Source organism: Mesorhizobium yinganensis (genome assembly GCF_040081985.1).
In the GTDB taxonomy this organism is placed as follows: domain Bacteria; phylum Pseudomonadota; class Alphaproteobacteria; order Rhizobiales; family Rhizobiaceae; genus Kumtagia; species Kumtagia yinganensis.
Window position 1 is genome coordinate 1 of record NZ_JBEBMH010000016.1, and the last position, 18638, is coordinate 18638.

Genomic DNA, 18638 nt, shown 5'->3' on the forward strand with positions numbered 1-18638 from the left:
CCCTCGACCTCACCCCGGTCAACGACGCGCCGACAGCGGCCCCCGTCGATCTCGGCGCCATCGCCGAGGACGGCAGCCGCGTCATCACGTCGGCCGAACTCTTGGCCGGCGTCTCCGATGTCGACGGCCCGGCGGCAACCATCACCGGCGTCTCCATCCAGTCCGGCAACGGCTCGCTCGCCGACAATGGCGACGGAACCTGGACCTATACGCCGGCCGCCAATGACGACACATCGGTGACGTTCGGCTATACCGCCTCCGACGGCAGCCTCAGCGCCGCCTCCACCGCTTCCCTCGACCTCACCCCGGTCAACGACGCGCCGGTTATCAGCGGTACGACGACGGGAACAGTGACCGAACCGGGTGGCGTGTTGAACGCGATTGCCGGCACGCCCACCGCGACGGGCGACCTGGACGCGGAGGACGCCGACGACGGCGATGCGGATGACGCATGGAACACTACCGTCGTCACGCAGGGCCAGTACGGCAGCCTGACCATCGATGCCGCCGGCCACTGGACCTATGTGCTCGCTACGAACAACGCGACGGTCAATGCGCTCAACAATGGAGATATGCTGCAGGATTCGATCGTGGTCGAGACCACGGACGGCACCCAGCAAACCATCACGATCGACATCGCCGGATCGACTGACGAGCCGATCGTCTCGGTCTACTCGAGCAGCGCGATGACGAGCCTGGTTGCAAGCTACGATACCGCCAGCGCATTCTCCGACGCTCTGGCCAACGCCCTCGCCGGCCAGGCCATCGTGGTCGACCATCCGGAGGCGTTGCTGAATGTCGGCGCGCAGACGATCGAAACGGACAATCTGACGGTCGTCGCCAGCGGAGCATTCCTTGCCGATCTCGCCCTGTCGGGAGACGCACGCAATCTGACGCTCCAGGGCAGCGCCGATATCAATGTCACCGCAAGCGAGAGCGGCGGCACGATCGTCGGCAACGCCGGGAATAACACTCTCAGCGGCCAGGGAGGCGACGACATCCTGCAAGGCAATGCCGGCGCCGATGTCCTCATAGGCGGAGAGGGCGCGGACACGCTTAACGGCGGGGCCGGAATCGATACGCTCACGGGCGGCAACGGCAACGACACCTATTATGTCGATAATGCTGCCGATGTGGTCGTCGAGGCCGGTGGGCAGGGCAACGATATCGTGGCGGCAACGGTCAGCTATGCGCTTGCCGCCGGCGTCTCGGTCGAACGCCTGAACACCACCAGCCAGGCCAGCACCTACGCCATCAACCTCTCCGGCAACGAGTTCGCGCAGACGCTTATCGGCAATGCCGGTGACAACGTCCTCAACGGCAAGGGCGGCGCCGATACGATGCGCGGCCTCGACGGCAACGACACCTACTATGTCGACAATGCCGGCGATGTTATCGTAGAAGCCGACGGCCAGGGCAGCGATATCGTGGCCACCTCGGTGAGCTACACGCTTGCCGCCGGCGTCTCCGTCGAGCGCATGAACACCACCAGCCAGGGCGGCACATCCGCGCTCAACCTGACGGGCAACGAGTTCGCGCAGACGCTCATAGGCAATGCCGGCGACAATATCCTCAACGGCAAGGGCGGCGCCGACACGATGCGCGGTCTCGACGGCAACGACATCTACTATGTCGATAATGTCGGCGATGTGATCGTCGAGGCCGACGGCCAGGGCAGTGACATCGTGGCGGTGACGACCAGCTATACGCTCGCGGCCGGCGTCTCGGTCGAGCGTATGAACACCACCAGCCAGAGCGGCACATACGCCATCAACCTGACGGGCAACGAGTTCGCGCAGACGCTGATCGGTAACAATGGCGACAATATCCTCAACGGCAAGGGCGGCGCCGATACGATGCGGGGTTATGCCGGCAACGATATCTACTATGTCGACAACGCCAATGACGTGATCATCGAGACCAGCGCCCAAGGTGACGACATCGTGGCGGTGACGACGAGCTACACGCTCGCGGCCGGCGTCTCCGTCGAGCGCATGAACACGACCAGCCAAGGAGGCACATCCGCCATCAACCTTACCGGCAATGCGTTCGACCAGACGCTTATCGGCAATGCCGGCGACAACATCCTCAACGGCAAAGGCGGCGCGGATACGTTGCGCGGCAATGGCGGCAACGATACCTTCGTCTTCGATACCGCCCTCGGCGCAAGCAATGTCGACGCGATTGCCGACTACAGCGTTACGGCGGATAAGATCGCGCTCAGCCAGAGCGTGTTCGGCATGGCCATCGGCGCGCTGGACCAGAACGCCTTCCACGTCGGCACCGGTGCGGCGGACGCATCGGACCGCATCATCTACGACAGCGCTTCCGGAAATCTCTACTTCGATGCCGACGGGAACGCCTCGGGAGTGGCCGTACTGTTTGCCCGGCTGTCGACGGGCCTGTCGGTCACGCATGACGGCTTCACCATCATCTGACCGCTTTCACAAGCCGCCGCCCTCGCGGCGGCTTGTGACGAGCAACTCGACGAAGGCATCACGTGCGGCGTCGCCACAAGAACCAAAGATCACAAATATATAGCTTGGTTTCCGCAGTGCCCCGGGGGGAAGTGCCGCCCCGGGGCACCTCCATTCGGCGAAATCGGCTCACGGATATCCGGAAAGCCTGCAAAATCCAACAGAAGCAGGAGCGGAGAGAATAACGGCCAAACCCCGAACCCGCCGAAACCGGCAAGGATTTGGCCAACGGAAGAATCGACGCGACAACCCTCGATGCCGCGACTTCCGGCGTCAGCGAGCTGGCCGAATCGGTCGTTCCCTACTGAATGCTGGTAAAACCGTCGTCGGACATGCCGGTTCCCTGCGTGCCACGCAGCCGCAGGGCCGCCAGGATCGCGGTCTGGGTCTCTTCCACGAGCACTTCCCCTTGGCAGTGCGTGACGATGGTGCGATCGCCATGATCCCGCAGAGCCACGAGGTGTTTCGAATTCAAGCTGACGTGATGACCGTCAGTCGCTGTAAGCCGTATCCACATGCCTCAGACCCCCCGATATGCCCCACGTCGATCATGACGGGAGACGGCGTTTCCGGCAATAAAAAAGGATATAAGCGCGAGGCCGCCTTGAGAAGATGCTGAATCAGTCGCGATAACCGCAAAGCCGGGATCAATCGCTTTGCCGGATCACGCGATTCCGACGGGCTTCATTCTCCCGCAGGGCCGCGGCCAGTTCGGCAGCCAGGCGGTCCACCAGTTCCTGCCATTCGGTCTTTCTGGCTTCCCGAAGCGCGGCAGGAACCTCCGGGACACGGGCAAGCGCCAGTTCCGCCTCGGCGAGTTCCTCGCATATGTCGCGGAAAACCTCGCTGTGGCTCATCAATTTGCGGATTGCAAATTCGGCTTGCGGAAACCGACGCGTAGCTGCAGAGAATGCCCGTTCCCTGGCTACCGGTCTGCTTTCTGCTGCCACGAACGCCATCCTCCAGAGACCGGCCTGTAAAAACCCCCAAACATCCGCGGCCGCCTTCCGCGCGATCGCATGATCTATTCCTTAGTCCTTCGGCCGATCCCCCGGCAGTTCAATTCGCTCGATCAGACACCCGTAGCGTGCCGGTGCCTCAGCATGCCTCCGGTCAGAAGCGGATCACCAGCCCAAGGATCGGACCTTGCTGAACGACGTCAAAGAGAAAGCCGTCATCGCTGTAATCGACGCCGAGAGCCCGGTATCCCGCCACCATGGAAAAACTGTCGTTGAACCGATAGCCTAGTCCGCCTGCGACGTCCCAATCGACATCGGCTCCGCCGGCCCCCACCAGCCCCCAACCGGTAAAATAAATCTCCGGCGTGAAATTGTAGTTACCACGGACGCCCACCAACCCGTCCACCCAGGTCGCCCCATCGCTGGCGGAACGGCCGCCCAAAATACCTCCATCGATAGAAATCTCTGTGTCCACCGACCAGACGCGAACGCCGCCAACCACGTCAAGGCGGCCCGAAGGGCCGTCCAGGAGCGCGTAGCCGCCGCCAAGAAGGCCGGCAAAGGTTTCCGACGACACATCCACATGATCGGCAAGGATCCCATGCGGGGTGCCGGAGCCGGTCGATATCTTCGTATACATGATGTCGCCAAAGATGCTGTAGCGTTCGTAGCGCGCTTCGCCGATCGCCATTGCCGCGAAATCGAGGTCTTTAAGAATATCACCGAACTTGAAATCGATATCTACGGGCGGGAGGCCGAACACACCCGTTTCGCCGGAAAGACCGGCTGCCCAGAAGTAGGGCGCGACGGTAAATGTCCACCCCGATTCGGTGGTCGTCGTCTTGGCGTCGGGGGTAACCGGCGAAACTGCGTCGGCAGCGTTCGCGGCAGAGACGAAAAGGCTGCCCAACATGAGGCTGCAAACGATAGCGGCTTTCATTATTCTGTCTCCAACCCGTTATCATACCGCAATCGTAACGGGACTATCCGTTCACGCAAAGTCGCCGTTCCCGCAAACTACGCGCACGCGGTTGCTTAAGGCCAGAACATGCATGTAAATTACGTGGTCTAAACCCAGTTGCCGATCAGAATTGCGCCGACAGCGGCTAACGCGCTGTCAACACATGGGGGTGTGTTGTGTTCCAGGCGGAAGCATCCGCAGTGGGAGAGTTCGCTCCCCCCGTTGAAAATTGTCGCGCCCAGCTTCAGCGTATCCTGAAAAGCTCCGAATTCGACGCTACCGCCCGCGAACGGCGTTTCCTCGGCTATGTCGTCGAGGAAACCCTGTCCGGACGCGCCAGCCGGATCAAAGCGTATTCGATCGCGGTCGAAGTGTTCGGCCGTGACGCTTCCTTCGATCCGCAGACCGATCCGATCGTTCGCATCGAGGCCGGCCACCTGCGCCGGTCGCTGGAGCGCTACTATCTGACGGCGGGACAGGCCGACCCAATCCTGATAACGATCCCGAAGGGCGCCTACGTCCCGACATTCTCGTCGCGGCCGCTTCCTGCCCCAGCTTCCGATACTGCATTGCCCATTGCGGAACCGGCGAAGACCACCAAACCCCAGCGCTGGAGCAAACTACCCTGGCTGGCCGTTGCGCTGGCCGTGCTTGCCGTTGCGGTGGCCGTCCTGGTGCTGGAACTGACACCGCTGCATCTGCGGTCGACCGCGCCGGGAATGCCGCGCTTGCTCGTCGAGCGGTTCGAGGATCTGTCGGGGACGGCAACGTCGGCCGCGGTGACGAGCGGGCTGACACAGGAAGTCATTGGCCAACTCGCGAAATTCAAGGACATCGTCGTCATCGAAGCGACCGAACCCGGCGAAGCAAAAGAACTGCCGCGCTTCATCCTCGCCGGAAGCGTCAGCCTGTCTGCCGATGCGTTCCGTCTCCGGGTCCGGTTCATCAACCGCAGCGACGGCTCGGTGCTGTGGGCAAACAGCTACGACGGCGGCATGGATGTCGGCAAGCTCATCGAGGCTCAGACAGACATTGCGCGCAATGTCGCAACCAGTCTGGCCCAGACCTATGGCGTCATTTTCCAGGCGGATGCATCGACCCATGTCGACAACCCGCCCGACGATTGGGCCGCCTACTCCTGCACGCTCTCCTACTATGCTTATCGCGTGGATCTGGACGCGAAATCCTATCCGGCGGTGCGGGCCTGCCTGGAAAAGGCAGTCGAGCGCTTCCCGAACTACGCGACCGGCTGGGGGCTCCTCTCGCAGACCTATATCGACGGGATTCGTTTCCGCTATCCATTCGACGCCGCGTCAGCCGCCTCGATCGAGCGCGCACTTGCCGCGGCCAGGCGGGCCGTGAGTCTTGACCCGCTCAACATCCGTGGCCTGCAGGCGGAAATGCTGGCGCTCTATCTCGGTGGCGAGATCGAAGCGGCCCTGGCAGTGGGCAAACAGGCCATGGCTATCAATCCGAACGATACCGAACTTGTGGGTGAGTACGGATACCGCCTGGCCTTGGCCGGGCATTGGGACGAGGGTTGCCCCCTGGTGGCCGAAGTGCGCGAACGCAATCCGGGGCCGCTCTCCTATTACGAGTCGGCGCTTGCCCTCTGCTCCTATTTCCGGGGCGACAATGCGCAGGCAGTGATGTGGGTCAGGAAGGTGAGCGCGCCCGACAACGCGAACTACCATGCGATCGCGGCGGCCATCTTCGGCGAAAGTGGCCATGGGGCCGAAGCCGATCGAGAACGTGCCTGGCTTGAGCAGAATGCACCGGGGCTGATCGAGAACGCCAGGGAGGAAATCTCCATGCGCCTGGCGCGCCACCAAGACGTGGAGTTCTTCCTCGGCTCGCTGAGGAAGGCCGGCCTATCCGTGTCTGACTGAATGCCACGGGCATGTTCGTTGCGATTCTGCCCGTAGGATACAGTTACTTACCTTCCGCGCCGGTCACCAATGCCCCAACGTCATCGCAGGCAACCAATAGTGATTCCACAATTCGTCCGGAGAAAAAATGACGACACGACGGAGATTATTGCTCACGGCATCCGCTCTCGCGGCGACGGCCGGCGTGCTGAACACACGAGAGTCCCTGGCCGCCGACACGATGGCGGATTTTCTGTTCGTCCAGACAGCCGATGCAATGAGCTTCGACAAGGCGACGAGCAAACTGACGCTTGAGGGCGTAGGCGGCACGACGCTGTTCTTCGCCGACCGTCCGGAACGGGTTGCCGGGAACATGAAGACGTCTGCCTTCATCCCATTCTGGAGCAAGGGGAAGGACAGCTTCCTTTCCGACCCGCCGAACGCCGACCTCTCGATCCTGGAAGGCAACGAACTCCGGCAAGTGGTGGTCGTCCTGGAACGACCCGAACTGAACGGCGACAAGCTCAGCTACACGGTCAAGGTGGTCGGCGGCGAGATGCCGGAAAAGGGAACCGACGTTTCCGTCTTCATCGACATCATCGGCATGCCCTTGACGCCCCTTTCATATGCTGGCGTCGCGCGGCGCTCATTCCGGCGCGCGGTCATGTACTAGACTGCCCGCCGGTAAGGATCGGCGGCAGACAAGAAGCGGCTGCCGCCCGCAGTCCGGCATACACCTTGCGACCAAGCCGTTCTCAGGGAACTGCAACACAATCGAGGGAAATACCAATGGCAAGACGACGTAACATACTCGCAGGAGCGGTGCTGATGGCCGCCTTCGGCGCAATCGGCATCGCCCAGGCGCAGACCATCAGCTTCGCCGACGCCGCTACGGTCCTGGCCAAGGACTGCGGCGCGGACATCAAGAAACTCTGCAGCGGCGTCAATCTCGGCAACAATCAGATCCAGAGCTGTCTCGAACGCCATCAGGCAAAGGTCTCGCCGACCTGCACGTCGACGCTGGCCAGCGTCACCGCCTCGATAGAGCAAAGGCTGGCGGCACAAGCGGTCGTGTTCAAGGTGTGCGGCGGGGATGCGGCGACACTATGCAAGGGGGTCAAGGGCGAAGCGCACATCCTCCAGTGCCTCATCAAGACCACGCGTATAGACGGTGGCAAATGCAACCAGGCCATAACCGACGCCGGCTGGCGCTGAACCGGGCCGGAGAGGGAGAACCGAAAATGTCCTTTCGTCGAATTCTTGCCGGCTTGACGCTGGCCGCCGCCGTCTTCGCTGGTTCCGCCGAGGCCCAGCAACTCAGCGACCATCAACTGATCGCCAGCCTTGGCAAGGTCGAGGGAGCCGCGCCGGTCGTCGACGTGGCTATCCTGATGCAGGAAGCGACTGCCAATGTCGGAAAGGGCGCTGCCGCCTTGCCGCACTGGAGCCAACTTGCCCAGCTTCCGCAGTTTGCGGTGGAAATCGATTTCGAGAACGATTCGATCGCCATCGAGCCCAAATCCTATCGCACCATCGGGCTGATCGCGGATGCGCTGCACCATCCGCTGCTACGCCACTACAAGTTCCTGGTCGTCGGACACACCAGCGCCACCGGCAGCCCGCAACATAATCTCGAACTCAGCATGAAGCGCGCCGACGCAATCATGGAGGCCCTGGCGACCACATTCGCGGTGCCGGCGAACCGCCTTGTCGCCGTCGGCGTGGGGCAGGAGTTGCCGCTGGCATCAACCGATCCGAAAGCCGCGGTCAACCGGCGGGTCCAGTTGATCAATCTCGGGCTGGTGGAGTAGTCCGGGACTGCCGAAACCCATAAACTCGGCGAAGAGACCGGGACATGAGCGGCAGGGACTTTTCCTGCCGCCATTTTGTTTTGGGCAGGCATGTCAGTCGTTCGTTTGTCATGGTCCTTTGTTGGTCCTTGGGCTATGACTTGAAGCTAAGAAGCACCGCGCCGCCAATGGCTGTCTCGAAGAAGTAGCGCGTACGGGAATAGGTGGGACGACGATGAGCCGGTACTTTACTTCCCATGCTCGAATTGTCGCGTGTGTCCTGCTTGTCGCGGGATTGCAACTGGCCGGCTGCGCTAGCCGCCCAACCGGCGTGCTGACGCCGGTCGCGGAAACCAACCCCTCCGCCAGCAAGGTGGAGATGATCGTGACAACGACCCGCAGCCATGCGGCCAACCCCGGGGAGATGTTCAGCGGGGAGCGCGCGCTTACCCCGGCATTCGCGGAGCTCACCGTGTCGATCCCGCCGGACAATGTCCGCAAGGTCGGCGAGGTGGCATGGCCGAAAAAATTGCCGCCCAATCCCGCGACGGATTTTGCCGTCATCAAAGCGGCCGAGGTCGACCGGAAAGGCGCCGAAGTCTGGCTCAACAAAGCCGTGGCGAACAGCCCGGACCGCAGCGTCCTGGTCTTCATCCACGGCTTCAACAACCGCTTCGAGGATTCGGTCTATCGCTTCGCGCAGATCGTCAACGACTCCGGTGCGCACAGCGTCCCCGTGCTGGTCACCTGGCCGTCGCGCGGCAGCCTGCTTGCCTATGGCTACGACCGCGAAAGCACCAATTACACGCGCAACGCCCTGGAGAATCTCTTCCAATATCTGGCGAAGGACCCGAAAATCAAGGAAGTCAACGTTCTGGCGCATTCGATGGGAAACTGGCTGGCACTGGAGTCGCTGCGGCAGATGGCGATCCGCAACGGCCGCCTGCCGCCGAAATTCAAGAACGTCATGCTGGCCGCCCCGGATGTCGACGTCGATGTCTTCCGCTCGCAGATTGCCGACATGGGCGAGCAGCATCCGCAATTCACCCTGTTCGTTTCGCGCGACGACCGCGCCCTTGCCGTGTCGAAGCGGGTCTGGGGCAATGTCTCGCGGCTCGGCGCCATCGATCCCAAGCAGGAGCCCTACAAGACCGAACTCGGCGACAACAAGATAACCGTAATCGACCTTACCGACATCAAGGCCGGCGACGATCTTCATCACAGCAAGTTCGCGGAATCGCCGCAGATCGTTGAACTTATCGGCACCCGACTGTCCACCGGACAGACATTGACAGACAATCGGGTGGGGTTGGGCGATTCGATCGTGGCGGCAACCGCGGGCGCGGCGGCCGCGGCCGGAACTGCCGCCGGTCTTGCGATTTCCGCCCCGGTCGCCGTCCTCGATCAGAATACGCGGGACAACTACGCCGATCAGGTCGGCACGCTGGGCATAAATGCCCCCACCGGCGTCTCCGGCAACAAGGCGCCGAGCAAGAACTGCGATGGAACAGATGGCCCGAAGAAGGCCGGCTGCAACAGATAAGGCGTTGCGCTGCGCGGCGCCAGCTTGACCGGACGGCCGACAACCGCGGGATTGTTGCGCCCAGGGGCGGGGACAACCTCAAAAACAGGGCACGGCAAGTGGCAACAGGATCAAGCCACCGACGCACCCCCAATAGGTCCGCAATATCCTCACGAGTGCCGCTTCGCCCTCGAACTCTCGATCAGCCGCCTGATCGAAATGGCTGTCGAGGCCGGATGGGATCGAAATCATGTCGCGTTGGCGATCGTGATGCTTGTCTCCACTGTCGCGCCCGACGCTGGCGGAGAGAGCATTCCGCAATGAAAATCCGGATATTTGAATCAAATCCACATGTGGATATTGAGGTTTTCGGCACCTGGGATTCGTAGACGACGGTTGCGGGCGGCGATCAGGAGGCTTCCAATGAAAAGTGATTTTTCCGCTGCGCGGCTGCATTTGGATCGGGCGTATCACTACCTGCGGGGCAATGACGAGGCGAGCCGCCGGATGTGCGAAAAACTCGACGTTTTGCTGGAAGCCGTGATCGCCGCGGAGTTTGCGAAGCCGACGGCGCAAGTGGTTCATCTATTACCGCAACAGGGGCGCGGCGCACGCCGCAGCGGCACGGAATAAGATATGCCGTTGTCGATGGTTCGACGGGCTCCACCGGCAGGCTGACCATTTCATCAGCGCGCAGGGTCGTAGGGCAATCGGCACCTCTTTTATCGGTTGCCGTTTACGTCGGCAAAAACCTGCGCCACTATCGTGCTGCAAGCCAGACGGGGGTACTGCGGATGAAAAGGCGATTTCTGAGAACATCTGTGATGGCGGCGGCGTTGAGTTCGCTTTGCGGCAGTGTCGGCGCAACCAGCCTGGAAGAAACGCAGGGTGCGTGGGCAATGACCGGCACAAACTGCGGCGACACCTTCAAGCTGGCGGGAAAGAACTTCGAGTTCATCGACCGCGACGCGTCCCTCAGCACAGGCATCATCATCGAGGGAAAGAAGGTCATTGCGCCGGAGGCAACCTGCACAATCGAACGGGTGAAATCGGAGACGGATCACTTCACCGCGCTGCTCTCGTGCGCGGACTCGCTCACATTCAGCAGCATATCGGTATCGTTCAAGATATTGGCCGACGGCACGCTGCAACGCTCTGATCCGTCGTTTCCGGATGTAACCTATACCTATGCGAAATGTGAAGCGTCCGACCTGAAGAAATAGGCCGGCGCGCACGGCCGGCGCGTTTGCCCTGAGCAATCCTCCGGCGGGTCGCTGATGGCCGCGGCGATAGCAGAACGCTGCGGTCCGGGCAACATTGTACGTCACTGGGGGATGGGTCTTGGCGTTACAGGTTCTCGTGGCGGGTGCCGGGCCGGTCGGCCTGACGATGGCGTCGGAGTTGGCGCGATTCGGCGTTTCGGTGCGCGTGGTCGACAAGGCATCCCAGCGCACCGACAAATCGAAAGCGCTGGTGCTCTGGCCGCGCACGCTGGAACTGCTCCAGGAACTGGCGCCGGTCGACGACTTCATCGCCGCGGGACAGAAGGTCGTCACGGCCAATATGTGGTCTGGCGGCGCGTCCATTGCCCACATCCATCTCGACGTCGTCAAGTCGCCTTATCCCTACGCGCTGATGGTGCCGCAATCCGAGACGGAACGCGTTCTCGAGGAGCGCTTGGGAAGTCTCCGCCTCGCGGTCGAGCGCCAGGTCGAACTGGTAAGGTTCGAGGAGCGTGGCGAGAAAGTCGCCTCGGTGCTGCGGCATGCGGACGGACGCGAGGAAACCGTCGAGAGCGATTGGCTGGTCGGCTGCGACGGCGCGCACAGCGCGGTCCGCCACGGGCTCGGCATGGAGTTCGAGGGCGACACGATCCAGAACGATTTCGTGCTGGCCGATATCCATGTTTCGGGAATGCGCGCCGATCCTCCCGAGCTGAACATCTATCTGCATCGCGAAGGCGTCCTCGTCTTCTTTCCGATCACATCCACCCGCTACAGGGTCATTGCCGATCTTGGCGAGGCAAAGGGTGAACGCCCGGCCGATCCGACGTTGCCGCACATCCAGGCAATCATCGACCAGCGCGGCCCGGGCAGCATCGCCGTGTCCGATCCGATCTGGCTATCCGCCTTCCGGATCAATGAACGCAAGGTGCGTGACTATCGCAGGGGCCGGGTCTTCCTGGCGGGCGATGCCGCCCATGTGCACAGCCCAGCCGGCGGTCAGGGCATGAACACCGGCATGCAGGATGCTTTCAACCTCGCCTGGAAGCTGGCGCTGGCCTGCCGGAACATTTGCGGGCCGGACGTGCTCGACAGCTACAGCAGCGAGCGCAGCCTGATCGGCGACCGCGTGCTTGCCGATGCCGGGCGGCTGACGGCCATCGCGACGATCCGCAACCCCATCCTGCAGACGGTGCGAAACACGATGGGCCATATGCTGCTGGGGCTGGCGCCGCTGCGCGAGGCTATGGCCGGGAAACTGACCGAGGTCTCGATAGGCTATCCCGGCAGTCCGCTTAACGGGCAGGACGCCGGCGGCTTGGACGGGCCGGCGCCCGGCGACCGAATCGCGCCGACGGCGGACGGCACCCGTTGGACGGTCGGTGACGCCCCACGCTTTATGCTGTTCGCGGAAGCGGGGGATGACACCGAGCGGCTTTGCCTCGAGTTTCCCGACCTGCTCGACCGCAAAGTGCGGCCAGCGCTGCATGACGGCGGCCTATGGCTTGCCCGGCCGGACGGCTATACAGCCGCCGCCACCCGCGCGGGCAATATCGCCGTGCTCGCCGACTATCTGCGTGCGTTACGCCCTCGAAGCGAGAGCGTCTCGAGCTGATCGGCAGCGCCGGCTCCTGGGAGTTTCGAGGACACCGCAGCCCGGTTTCGTCACCCTCGGGAACTCACCGTCAATGGGATAGTTGGGCCTGCAGACAAGGAGAGATCCAATGGCTGCATCCAAAAGAACGGAAAAATGGTCCGCTGAAGTGACCGAGCACAGCGACGCACTCGATCTTGAGGACCATATCTTCGAATCCGACGACCCGAAGAAGATCGCCGCTTCGCTGAAACGTTCCGCCGAACACAGCGAGCGCCGGAAATCCGAACCCTACCGCTCAGCGATGTCGATGCTCACCTTCTATATAAACCGCGCCGGCAAGAACCTGCCGGCAAAGCGCAGAAAGGTGCTGGAGGACGCAAAGGAGGAGTTGCGAACTGCGTTCGGGCGCGACGAGCACGATTGAACGAAGCCGTCCACCAGGGCCCGATGCTGGGTCATGTTATCGAATAGCCGCCGTCGACCACCAGCGTGCTGCCGGTGATAAAGGACGCGACGGGCGAGCACAGGAACAGCACCGCACCGGCGACGTCCTGCGGCTTGCCCCAGCGTTTCAGCGGGGTACGCGCCAGGATCGGCCCGGACCGGCCCGGGTCGTCGCGGAGTGCCGCGGTCAGCGGCGTCTCGATCCAGCCCGGCGCCACCGCGTTCACCCGTATATTGTCGCCCGCATAAGCGATGGCGAGCGACTTGGTCAGTTGCGAAACGCCGCCCTTGCTGGCTGCATAACCCGGCACCAGCCCGCCACCGAAGAAGGACAGCATGGAGGCGAGGTTGACGATTGCGCCCTGCCCCGACCTAGCCAGCAAGGGCCGGGCGGCGGCGCAGACCCGCATCGTACCGCCCAAATTGATGTCGACCACCTGGTCGAACACTTTTGGGTCGAGTTCCTCGCCACGCCGGATGATGCCGGCGCAATTCGCGACGATATCGAGTTCGCCGATCTCTGCCACCAGCGCCGCCACCGCATCGGCGTCACGAACGTCGAGCGTCGTAAGCCGGGCCGCAGCGAAATCCACGTCGCCGGCAAGCGCGGCGAGTTCGGATTGCGCCACGCCGGTCGCGGTCACAGTCGCGCCAGCCCGCAGGAAAGCGCGCGCCACGCCGGCACCTATGCCCGACGTGCCGCCGGTGACCAGCACCCGCCGCCCGGCAAACCAGTCCGCCGGCCATTGGTGGTCCGCCTCAGCCTCGCTCATGTGCCGCGCTCGCGCATTTCTGCCTCAGCGGATGAACTGATCGACATAGTCCGCACCGAGACCGACGCTCTCATAGTGCGCCCGGCACATGTCGATCTTGGTGAACACGTCCTCGTAGCCGACATGCTTGTTGTTCTCGTCGAGATAGACCATCGAGCCGGTGATGTTGAAGAAGGTGATCATTTCCGAACAGTCTTCCGGCACCAGCAGCGTGTGGATCTCACCCGGCGGCTCGAACACATAGGAGCCCGTCTCGGCGATCCAGTCGTGCTCGCGATAGTGCCAACGGCCCTTGATGACGTAGCCGTGCACGGGGTTCGGGTGCAGGTGCCGAGACAGCACCCCGGCGCGGCGTACCCGCAAAAGATTGCACCACTGGCCCTGCAGCGTGTTCAGCATCAGCGGCCGGAACCAAACGCGGTCGGCCTGCGGAACCCATACCCGTTCGTCGTCGGGCTCGGCCTTGACCGCGATCTCGGGCGGGGCGAGCCGATGCGCCGACCCCGCCATGTTCTTGTACATGCCTCGTCTCCCTGATGTCAGCGATCAAGGTGCCGGATGCGCGGGCCGGCCGCAACCCGTGGCCTGGATCACGCCTTGCCTTGCGCGTTGCGCCAGGCGATGTATTCGTCCTGCGCCGCGGCCGTCAGTGGGTAATATTTGCGCAGGTCGCCCCCCTGCGACAGCCGGAAACGCGAAAATTCCTCCCACTCGGCATGTTCGCTCGCCCGCTCGATCAACTGCGGCGCCAGCGCGACGGGCACCACCACCACGCCATCGTCGTCGGCCACGATGATGTCGCCCGGCATCACCAGCGCGCCGCCACAAGCGACCGGTACATTGACCGCGAAGGGGATCAGGCTCGTCTGCGCGTGATAATTGGGGGTAACACCTTTCACCCAGATGCCGAGGTCGAGTTCCTTGGCTTTGGCGGAATCGCGGATGCAGCCGTCGACGACGACGCCCGCGCCCTTCCGACCGGCGAAGAAGGTCAGCATCATCTCGCCAAAAATGCCGCTCGCCATGTCGCCGCGCGCGTCGACCACCACCATGTCGCCGGCCTGCGCCGGGTACAGCACGTGGCGGTGCAGTTGCAGTTCCGGATTGTCATATTCGTTGGCGCCGTAAAGGTCCTCGCGCTTCGGCATCATCTGCAGCGTCAGCGCCGGGCCGGCCACCGAGCGACCGGACTTCAGCGGCATCGGCCCATGGATATGCGGGTCGCGGATGCCCATCAGGCTGAGCTCGCTGCTGGCGGTGGCAGTGCCGATCGCAGCGAGCGCGTCGGAGAGATGACGCGGTGGACGGACGATGTCCTTGATATCGGAGGGGGATTGCAAAGGAGGAACCTCGATGTTGGAGAAGGCAAATACTCAATGCGTCGCGATGCGCTGGCCGGCGCCGTCGAACAGGTGGAGATAGTCCGGCGCCATCGACACCCGGATCGTCTCGCCGGGCTTCTGGCGGATGCGCTCGCGGAACACGCCGACAATGTCGTGGCCGGCCAGCCGCATCAGCACCTGCGTCTCGGAACCCATGGGCTCCACCGTCAGGATCTCGGCGGCCAGCCCGCTCGCATCGAGCGAAAGGTGCTCCGGCCGCACGCCGAGGCTAACTGTCTCGCCTTCATGCCGGCCGCCGAGCGACGGCACGGCAATCGCGACCCCGGAGGCGGGAACGAAGCGGCCCTCGACGATCCGGCCCTTCAGCACATTCATGGCCGGCGAGCCGATGAACCCGGCGACGAACAGGTTCGCGGGAAAATCGTAGAGTTCCAGCGGCGTACCGACCTGCTCGACGATGCCGTCATGCATCACGACGATGCGGTCGGCCATGGTCATGGCCTCGATCTGGTCGTGGGTGACGTAGACGGTGGTAGTTTTCAGCCGCTGGTGGTTCCGCTTGATCTCCGAGCGCATCTGCACCCGAAGCTTCGCATCGAGATTGGACAGCGGTTCGTCGAACAGAAAGACCTTCGGGTTGCGCACCATGGCGCGGCCCATGGCGACGCGCTGGCGCTGGCCGCCCGAGAGCTGGCGCGGATAGCGTTTCAGGTAGTTTTCGAGGCTGAGCATTTGCGCTGCCTTCGCGACACGCTGGCGGATTTCCTCCTTCGGCGCGCGGGCGAGTTTCAGCGAAAAGCCCATATTCTGCTCGACCGTCATGTGCGGATAGAGCGCGTAGCTCTGGAACACCATGGCGATGTCGCGTTCCTTCGGCTGGACGGCGTTGACCACCCGTCCGTCGATGGCGATCTCGCCCGAAGTGATGTCCTCCAGCCCCGCCAGCATGCGCAGCAAGGTCGACTTGCCGCAGCCGGACGGGCCGACGAGCACGACGAACTCGCCGTCGGTTATGTCCACCGAAACGCCGTGCAGCACTTCCACCGCGCCGTAAGCTTTTCGGGCGTCCCTGATCGATACTGATCCCACTAAAAATCTCCTGATTGGGGCGCGAAGAAATCAATCGTCCCAGCGCGGCGATTTGGCCGGGTTGATGCGGCGGTCGCCCCGGTTCATGGCGCGGACTTGATCCATCTCGGCGTCGCTGAGGCGGACACCGAGGGCGGCAAAATTCGCCTGCAGATTGGCGCGGCTGGACGAGGCGGGGATGACGACGTGCCCCTCGCCCATCAGGAAAGCCAGTGCCGCCGCGGCGGCGCTTACGCCATGCGCCTTGCCGATCGCCGAAAGCACCGGGTCGTCATGCACCTTGCCCTTGACCAGCGGCTGGTAGGCTGTGAGCGTCAGCCCGCGCGAGCGCGCATAGTCCCTCAGCGTCGGCGTCTGCATATAGGGATGGATCTCCACCTGGTCGGTGGCGATGGCATCCTCGCCGAGCAGTGCTCGGGTCCGCTCCAGGTCGGCAATCGGAAAATTCGAGACGCCGATATGTTTTGCAAAACCCTTTGCCTTCGCTTCGGCGAGCGCCAGCATGTAGTCCTCGAACGGAACCTGATCATGCTGCGACGGCCAGTGGATCAAGAGCAGGTCGACCCTCTCCATGCCAAGCGTTTCCAGGCTCTTCTCGACGCTCGGCATGAAGCTAGCCTTGTCGAGATTGGTGTCGGCCACCTTGGTGGTGACGAAAAAATCGTCGCGCGGCAGGCCGGAGCGGCGGATCGCTGCGCCGACCGTGCTTTCAGTGTCATAACTCTGTGCCGTGTCGATATGCCGGTATCCGACCTCGATGGCGGTCAGGATCGCAGCCATTCCGGCGTCGCCGGTTCGCCCGAACGTGCCGAGGCCGATCTGTGGAATCGGAGAGTCATAAGTCATCAAAAATTTCCTCGATCAACCTTTGGTGGCTCCGGCGGTCAGGCCGCCGATGAACAGGCGCTGCATGGACAGGAACAGCAGCGCGATGGGCAGCGTCATCACCACAGAGGCGGCCATCACGGCGCCCCAGTCGGTGTTGAATTCGGTCGAGAACTCCGCAAGGCCGATCGGCAGCGTCTTCACCGAGGAATCGGTGGCGAAGCACAGCGCGAAGATGAACTCGTTCCAGGTGGTGACGAAGGCGTAGACCAGCACCGAGACGATGGCCGGCAGCGACAGCGGCAGGGTGATGCGCAGCAGGCAGCCAAGCCGGCTCGCGCCGTCGATGATCGCTGCTTCCTCGAGTTCGACCGGGATCGCCTTGAAGTAGCTGGTCAGCATCCATACCGAGAGCGGCAGGGTGATGATCATGTATACCAGGATCAGGCCCCAATAGGTGTTGACGAGGCCCAACACGCGCAGCGTGATGAACAGCGGCACGATGATGGCGGCCGTCGGCAGCAACTGCCCGACCAGCACGAAGGATTGCAGCAGCGGCTTGCCCTTGAAGTTGAAGCGGGCGAAGCCGTAGGAGGCGAACACCGCCAGCACCAACGCCAGCGCCGTGGCGCCGATCGAGATCACCAGGCTGTTCAGGAAGTAGCGCGGGATGTTCGATTCGAACAAAACCTTGCGATAATTGTCCCATGTCGGCGCCTCCGGCCACCAGATCGGCGGGATCGTGTAAAGCTCGCGCAGCGTCTTCACCGACGACAGCGCCATCCACCAGAATGGGAACAGGCAGACGAACACCACCAGCAGCGAGCCGATGACGATCAGCGGCCGCGAAAGGCCGGGACGCTTGAGGGTCTGTTGCTTGGCGCTCACCTCTATTCTCCCGAGCTGGAGGCGAGGGTCTTGATGTAGACGAAGACCACGATGATAGCGACGCCGAAGAACATCACCGAAAGCGCGGCCGCCTGATTGAACTGCACGCTCTCGAAGGCGGTGCGGAAGATCTGGATCGGCGTGATCAGCGTGCGGTTGGCCGGCCCGCCCTTGGTGATGGCGTAGATGATGGTGATGTGGTTCAGCGCCCAGATCACCAGCAGCAGGGTGACGGCGACGATCACCATCCGAACCTGCGGCAGCATCACGTACCAGACCTCCTCCCAGAAGCTGGCACCGTCGATGCGCGCCGCCTCATAGAGGTCGTTGGGGATGGATTGCAGGCCCGCCAGCACCATGATGGCGACGAAGGGGAACATCTTCCACACATTGATGGCGATCATCACCGGCATCACCGTGCTGCCGTTGGTCAGCCAGCCCACCGGCTCGTCAATGACGCCCGGCGCCGTCAGCATGTAGTTGATGATGCCGAACTCGGTGTGCAGCATCCACGCCCAGGTGGTGGCCGCGACGATGCCCGGCACGACCCACGGTACCAGGGTCACCGAGCGTACCAGCGCCCTGCCGCGGAAATTCTGGTTGAGCAGGATCGCCGTCAGCACGCCAAGCACGACCTGGAAGACGATCGAGCCGAACACCCACCACAGCGTGTTCCAGAAGGCGATGGGCGTGGCGCGCGCGGTCAGGATGCGCCGGAAATTCTCCAGCCCGACATATTCGCCCTGATTGTCCGTGACGCTGAGCAGCGCAGTATAGGCGACCGGATAGGCAATCAGCATCGCCAGCAGCAGAAGCGCCGGCAAAACGAACAGATAGCCTGTCGATTGTCTCTGCATCGTCCGTCATCCCGCACGAGGG

Annotated in this window: 21 protein-coding genes; 10 read left to right on the forward strand and 11 right to left on the reverse strand. The window is 62.8% G+C overall.

Going from position 1 to position 18638, the window contains the following annotated elements; all coding sequences use genetic code 11:
- Positions 1–2438: cadherin-like domain-containing protein (locus tag ABMA59_RS24020; RefSeq protein ID WP_349007930.1), on the forward strand; the 2438-nt coding region annotated here is incomplete at its 5' end.
- A gap of 340 nt (positions 2439–2778) precedes the next feature.
- On the opposite strand, the gene ABMA59_RS24025 is transcribed toward ABMA59_RS24020, so the two are convergent.
- From ABMA59_RS24025 to ABMA59_RS24040, 4 genes are all read right to left on the reverse strand, one after another.
- The gene (locus ABMA59_RS24025; RefSeq protein WP_349007931.1) at positions 2779–2994 is read right to left on the reverse strand and encodes a hypothetical protein; all 216 of its coding nucleotides are present in this window, start codon (positions 2992–2994) and stop codon (positions 2779–2781) included.
- A 130-nt stretch (positions 2995–3124) separates the two neighbouring features.
- Positions 3125–3436 (reverse strand): hypothetical protein, encoded by a 312-nt coding sequence (locus ABMA59_RS24030; protein ID WP_349007932.1) that lies wholly within the window; start codon positions 3434–3436, stop codon positions 3125–3127.
- 154 nt (positions 3437–3590) lie between these two features.
- The gene (locus ABMA59_RS24035) at positions 3591–4376 is read right to left on the reverse strand and encodes a hypothetical protein (RefSeq protein ID WP_349007933.1); all 786 of its coding nucleotides are present in this window, start codon (positions 4374–4376) and stop codon (positions 3591–3593) included.
- 128 nt (positions 4377–4504) lie between these two features.
- Positions 4505–4834, reverse strand: coding sequence for a hypothetical protein (locus ABMA59_RS24040; RefSeq protein WP_349007934.1), 330 nt, complete (start codon positions 4832–4834; stop codon positions 4505–4507).
- A gap of 132 nt (positions 4835–4966) precedes the next feature.
- On the opposite strand from ABMA59_RS24040, the gene ABMA59_RS24045 reads away from it, so the two are divergent.
- The 9 genes from ABMA59_RS24045 to ABMA59_RS24085 all read left to right on the forward strand — a co-directional run bounded on the left by ABMA59_RS24045 (position 4967) and on the right by ABMA59_RS24085 (position 12821).
- Positions 4967–6286 (forward strand): hypothetical protein, encoded by a 1320-nt coding sequence (locus ABMA59_RS24045; RefSeq protein WP_349007935.1) that lies wholly within the window; start codon positions 4967–4969, stop codon positions 6284–6286.
- Positions 6287–6413: 127 nt separating this feature from the next.
- On the forward strand, positions 6414–6938 hold the full coding sequence (locus ABMA59_RS24050; protein WP_349007936.1) for a hypothetical protein: 525 nt from the start codon (positions 6414–6416) through the stop codon (positions 6936–6938).
- A 116-nt stretch (positions 6939–7054) separates the two neighbouring features.
- Complete coding sequence (locus ABMA59_RS24055; RefSeq protein ID WP_425475977.1) at positions 7055–7480, forward strand: cysteine rich repeat-containing protein; 426 nt, start codon at positions 7055–7057, stop codon at positions 7478–7480.
- A 26-nt stretch (positions 7481–7506) separates the two neighbouring features.
- Positions 7507–8076, forward strand: a complete 570-nt coding sequence (locus ABMA59_RS24060; RefSeq protein ID WP_349007938.1) for an OmpA family protein — start codon at positions 7507–7509, stop codon at positions 8074–8076.
- Positions 8077–8290: 214 nt separating this feature from the next.
- On the forward strand, positions 8291–9598 hold the full coding sequence (locus ABMA59_RS24065) for an alpha/beta hydrolase (protein WP_349007939.1): 1308 nt from the start codon (positions 8291–8293) through the stop codon (positions 9596–9598).
- Positions 9599–10000: 402 nt separating this feature from the next.
- A complete protein-coding gene (locus ABMA59_RS24070) occupies positions 10001–10210 on the forward strand; it encodes a hypothetical protein (RefSeq protein WP_349007940.1) in 210 nt (69 codons plus the stop codon).
- 191 nt (positions 10211–10401) lie between these two features.
- The gene (locus ABMA59_RS24075; protein WP_349007941.1) at positions 10402–10800 is read left to right on the forward strand and encodes a hypothetical protein; all 399 of its coding nucleotides are present in this window, start codon (positions 10402–10404) and stop codon (positions 10798–10800) included.
- A 118-nt stretch (positions 10801–10918) separates the two neighbouring features.
- Complete coding sequence (locus ABMA59_RS24080) at positions 10919–12415, forward strand: FAD-dependent monooxygenase (protein WP_349007942.1); 1497 nt, start codon at positions 10919–10921, stop codon at positions 12413–12415.
- A 109-nt stretch (positions 12416–12524) separates the two neighbouring features.
- Positions 12525–12821 (forward strand): DUF3175 domain-containing protein, encoded by a 297-nt coding sequence (locus ABMA59_RS24085; RefSeq protein ID WP_349007943.1) that lies wholly within the window; start codon positions 12525–12527, stop codon positions 12819–12821.
- Between the two features lie 31 nt (positions 12822–12852).
- Here ABMA59_RS24085 and ABMA59_RS24090 read toward each other — a convergent pair whose 3' ends face one another.
- The 7 genes from ABMA59_RS24090 to ABMA59_RS24120 form a co-directional block, all read right to left on the reverse strand.
- A complete protein-coding gene (locus tag ABMA59_RS24090) occupies positions 12853–13614 on the reverse strand; it encodes an SDR family NAD(P)-dependent oxidoreductase (RefSeq protein ID WP_349007944.1) in 762 nt (253 codons plus the stop codon).
- Positions 13615–13638: 24 nt separating this feature from the next.
- Positions 13639–14136, reverse strand: a complete 498-nt coding sequence (locus ABMA59_RS24095) for a 2,4'-dihydroxyacetophenone dioxygenase family protein (RefSeq protein WP_349007945.1) — start codon at positions 14134–14136, stop codon at positions 13639–13641.
- 68 nt (positions 14137–14204) lie between these two features.
- Positions 14205–14954, reverse strand: coding sequence for an RraA family protein (locus tag ABMA59_RS24100; RefSeq protein WP_349007946.1), 750 nt, complete (start codon positions 14952–14954; stop codon positions 14205–14207).
- Between the two features lie 33 nt (positions 14955–14987).
- Complete coding sequence (locus ABMA59_RS24105; protein WP_349007947.1) at positions 14988–16046, reverse strand: ABC transporter ATP-binding protein; 1059 nt, start codon at positions 16044–16046, stop codon at positions 14988–14990.
- Positions 16047–16076: 30 nt separating this feature from the next.
- Positions 16077–16892, reverse strand: coding sequence for an aldo/keto reductase (locus ABMA59_RS24110; RefSeq protein WP_349007948.1), 816 nt, complete (start codon positions 16890–16892; stop codon positions 16077–16079).
- A gap of 15 nt (positions 16893–16907) precedes the next feature.
- Complete coding sequence (locus ABMA59_RS24115) at positions 16908–17759, reverse strand: carbohydrate ABC transporter permease (protein ID WP_349007949.1); 852 nt, start codon at positions 17757–17759, stop codon at positions 16908–16910.
- Between the two features lie 2 nt (positions 17760–17761).
- Positions 17762–18616: a carbohydrate ABC transporter permease gene (locus ABMA59_RS24120; protein WP_349007950.1), complete on the reverse strand. Its 855-nt coding sequence runs from the start codon at positions 18614–18616 to the stop codon at positions 17762–17764.
- Between the last annotated feature and the right edge of the window lie 22 nt (positions 18617–18638).

What these genes read in the sequence shown, in the direction of transcription:
- ABMA59_RS24070 (WP_349007940.1), top strand. Translation starts at nt 10,001, where the DNA reads ATGAAAAGTGATTTTTCCGCTGCGCGGCTGCATTTGGATCGGGCGTAT.
- ABMA59_RS24095 (WP_349007945.1), bottom strand. Translation starts at nt 14,136, where the DNA reads ATGTACAAGAACATGGCGGGGTCGGCGCATCGGCTCGCCCCGCCCGAG.
- ABMA59_RS24050 (WP_349007936.1), top strand. Translation starts at nt 6,414, where the DNA reads ATGACGACACGACGGAGATTATTGCTCACGGCATCCGCTCTCGCGGCG.
- ABMA59_RS24025 (WP_349007931.1), bottom strand. Translation starts at nt 2,994, where the DNA reads ATGTGGATACGGCTTACAGCGACTGACGGTCATCACGTCAGCTTGAAT.
- ABMA59_RS24030 (WP_349007932.1), bottom strand. Translation starts at nt 3,436, where the DNA reads ATGGCGTTCGTGGCAGCAGAAAGCAGACCGGTAGCCAGGGAACGGGCA.
- ABMA59_RS24075 (WP_349007941.1), top strand. Translation starts at nt 10,402, where the DNA reads ATGGCGGCGGCGTTGAGTTCGCTTTGCGGCAGTGTCGGCGCAACCAGC.
- ABMA59_RS24065 (WP_349007939.1), top strand. Translation starts at nt 8,291, where the DNA reads ATGAGCCGGTACTTTACTTCCCATGCTCGAATTGTCGCGTGTGTCCTG.
- ABMA59_RS24110 (WP_349007948.1), bottom strand. Translation starts at nt 16,892, where the DNA reads ATGACTTATGACTCTCCGATTCCACAGATCGGCCTCGGCACGTTCGGG.
- ABMA59_RS24090 (WP_349007944.1), bottom strand. Translation starts at nt 13,614, where the DNA reads ATGAGCGAGGCTGAGGCGGACCACCAATGGCCGGCGGACTGGTTTGCC.
- ABMA59_RS24060 (WP_349007938.1), top strand. Translation starts at nt 7,507, where the DNA reads ATGTCCTTTCGTCGAATTCTTGCCGGCTTGACGCTGGCCGCCGCCGTC.
- ABMA59_RS24120 (WP_349007950.1), bottom strand. Translation starts at nt 18,616, where the DNA reads ATGCAGAGACAATCGACAGGCTATCTGTTCGTTTTGCCGGCGCTTCTG.
- ABMA59_RS24055 (WP_425475977.1), top strand. Translation starts at nt 7,055, where the DNA reads ATGGCAAGACGACGTAACATACTCGCAGGAGCGGTGCTGATGGCCGCC.
- ABMA59_RS24035 (WP_349007933.1), bottom strand. Translation starts at nt 4,376, where the DNA reads ATGAAAGCCGCTATCGTTTGCAGCCTCATGTTGGGCAGCCTTTTCGTC.
- ABMA59_RS24085 (WP_349007943.1), top strand. Translation starts at nt 12,525, where the DNA reads ATGGCTGCATCCAAAAGAACGGAAAAATGGTCCGCTGAAGTGACCGAG.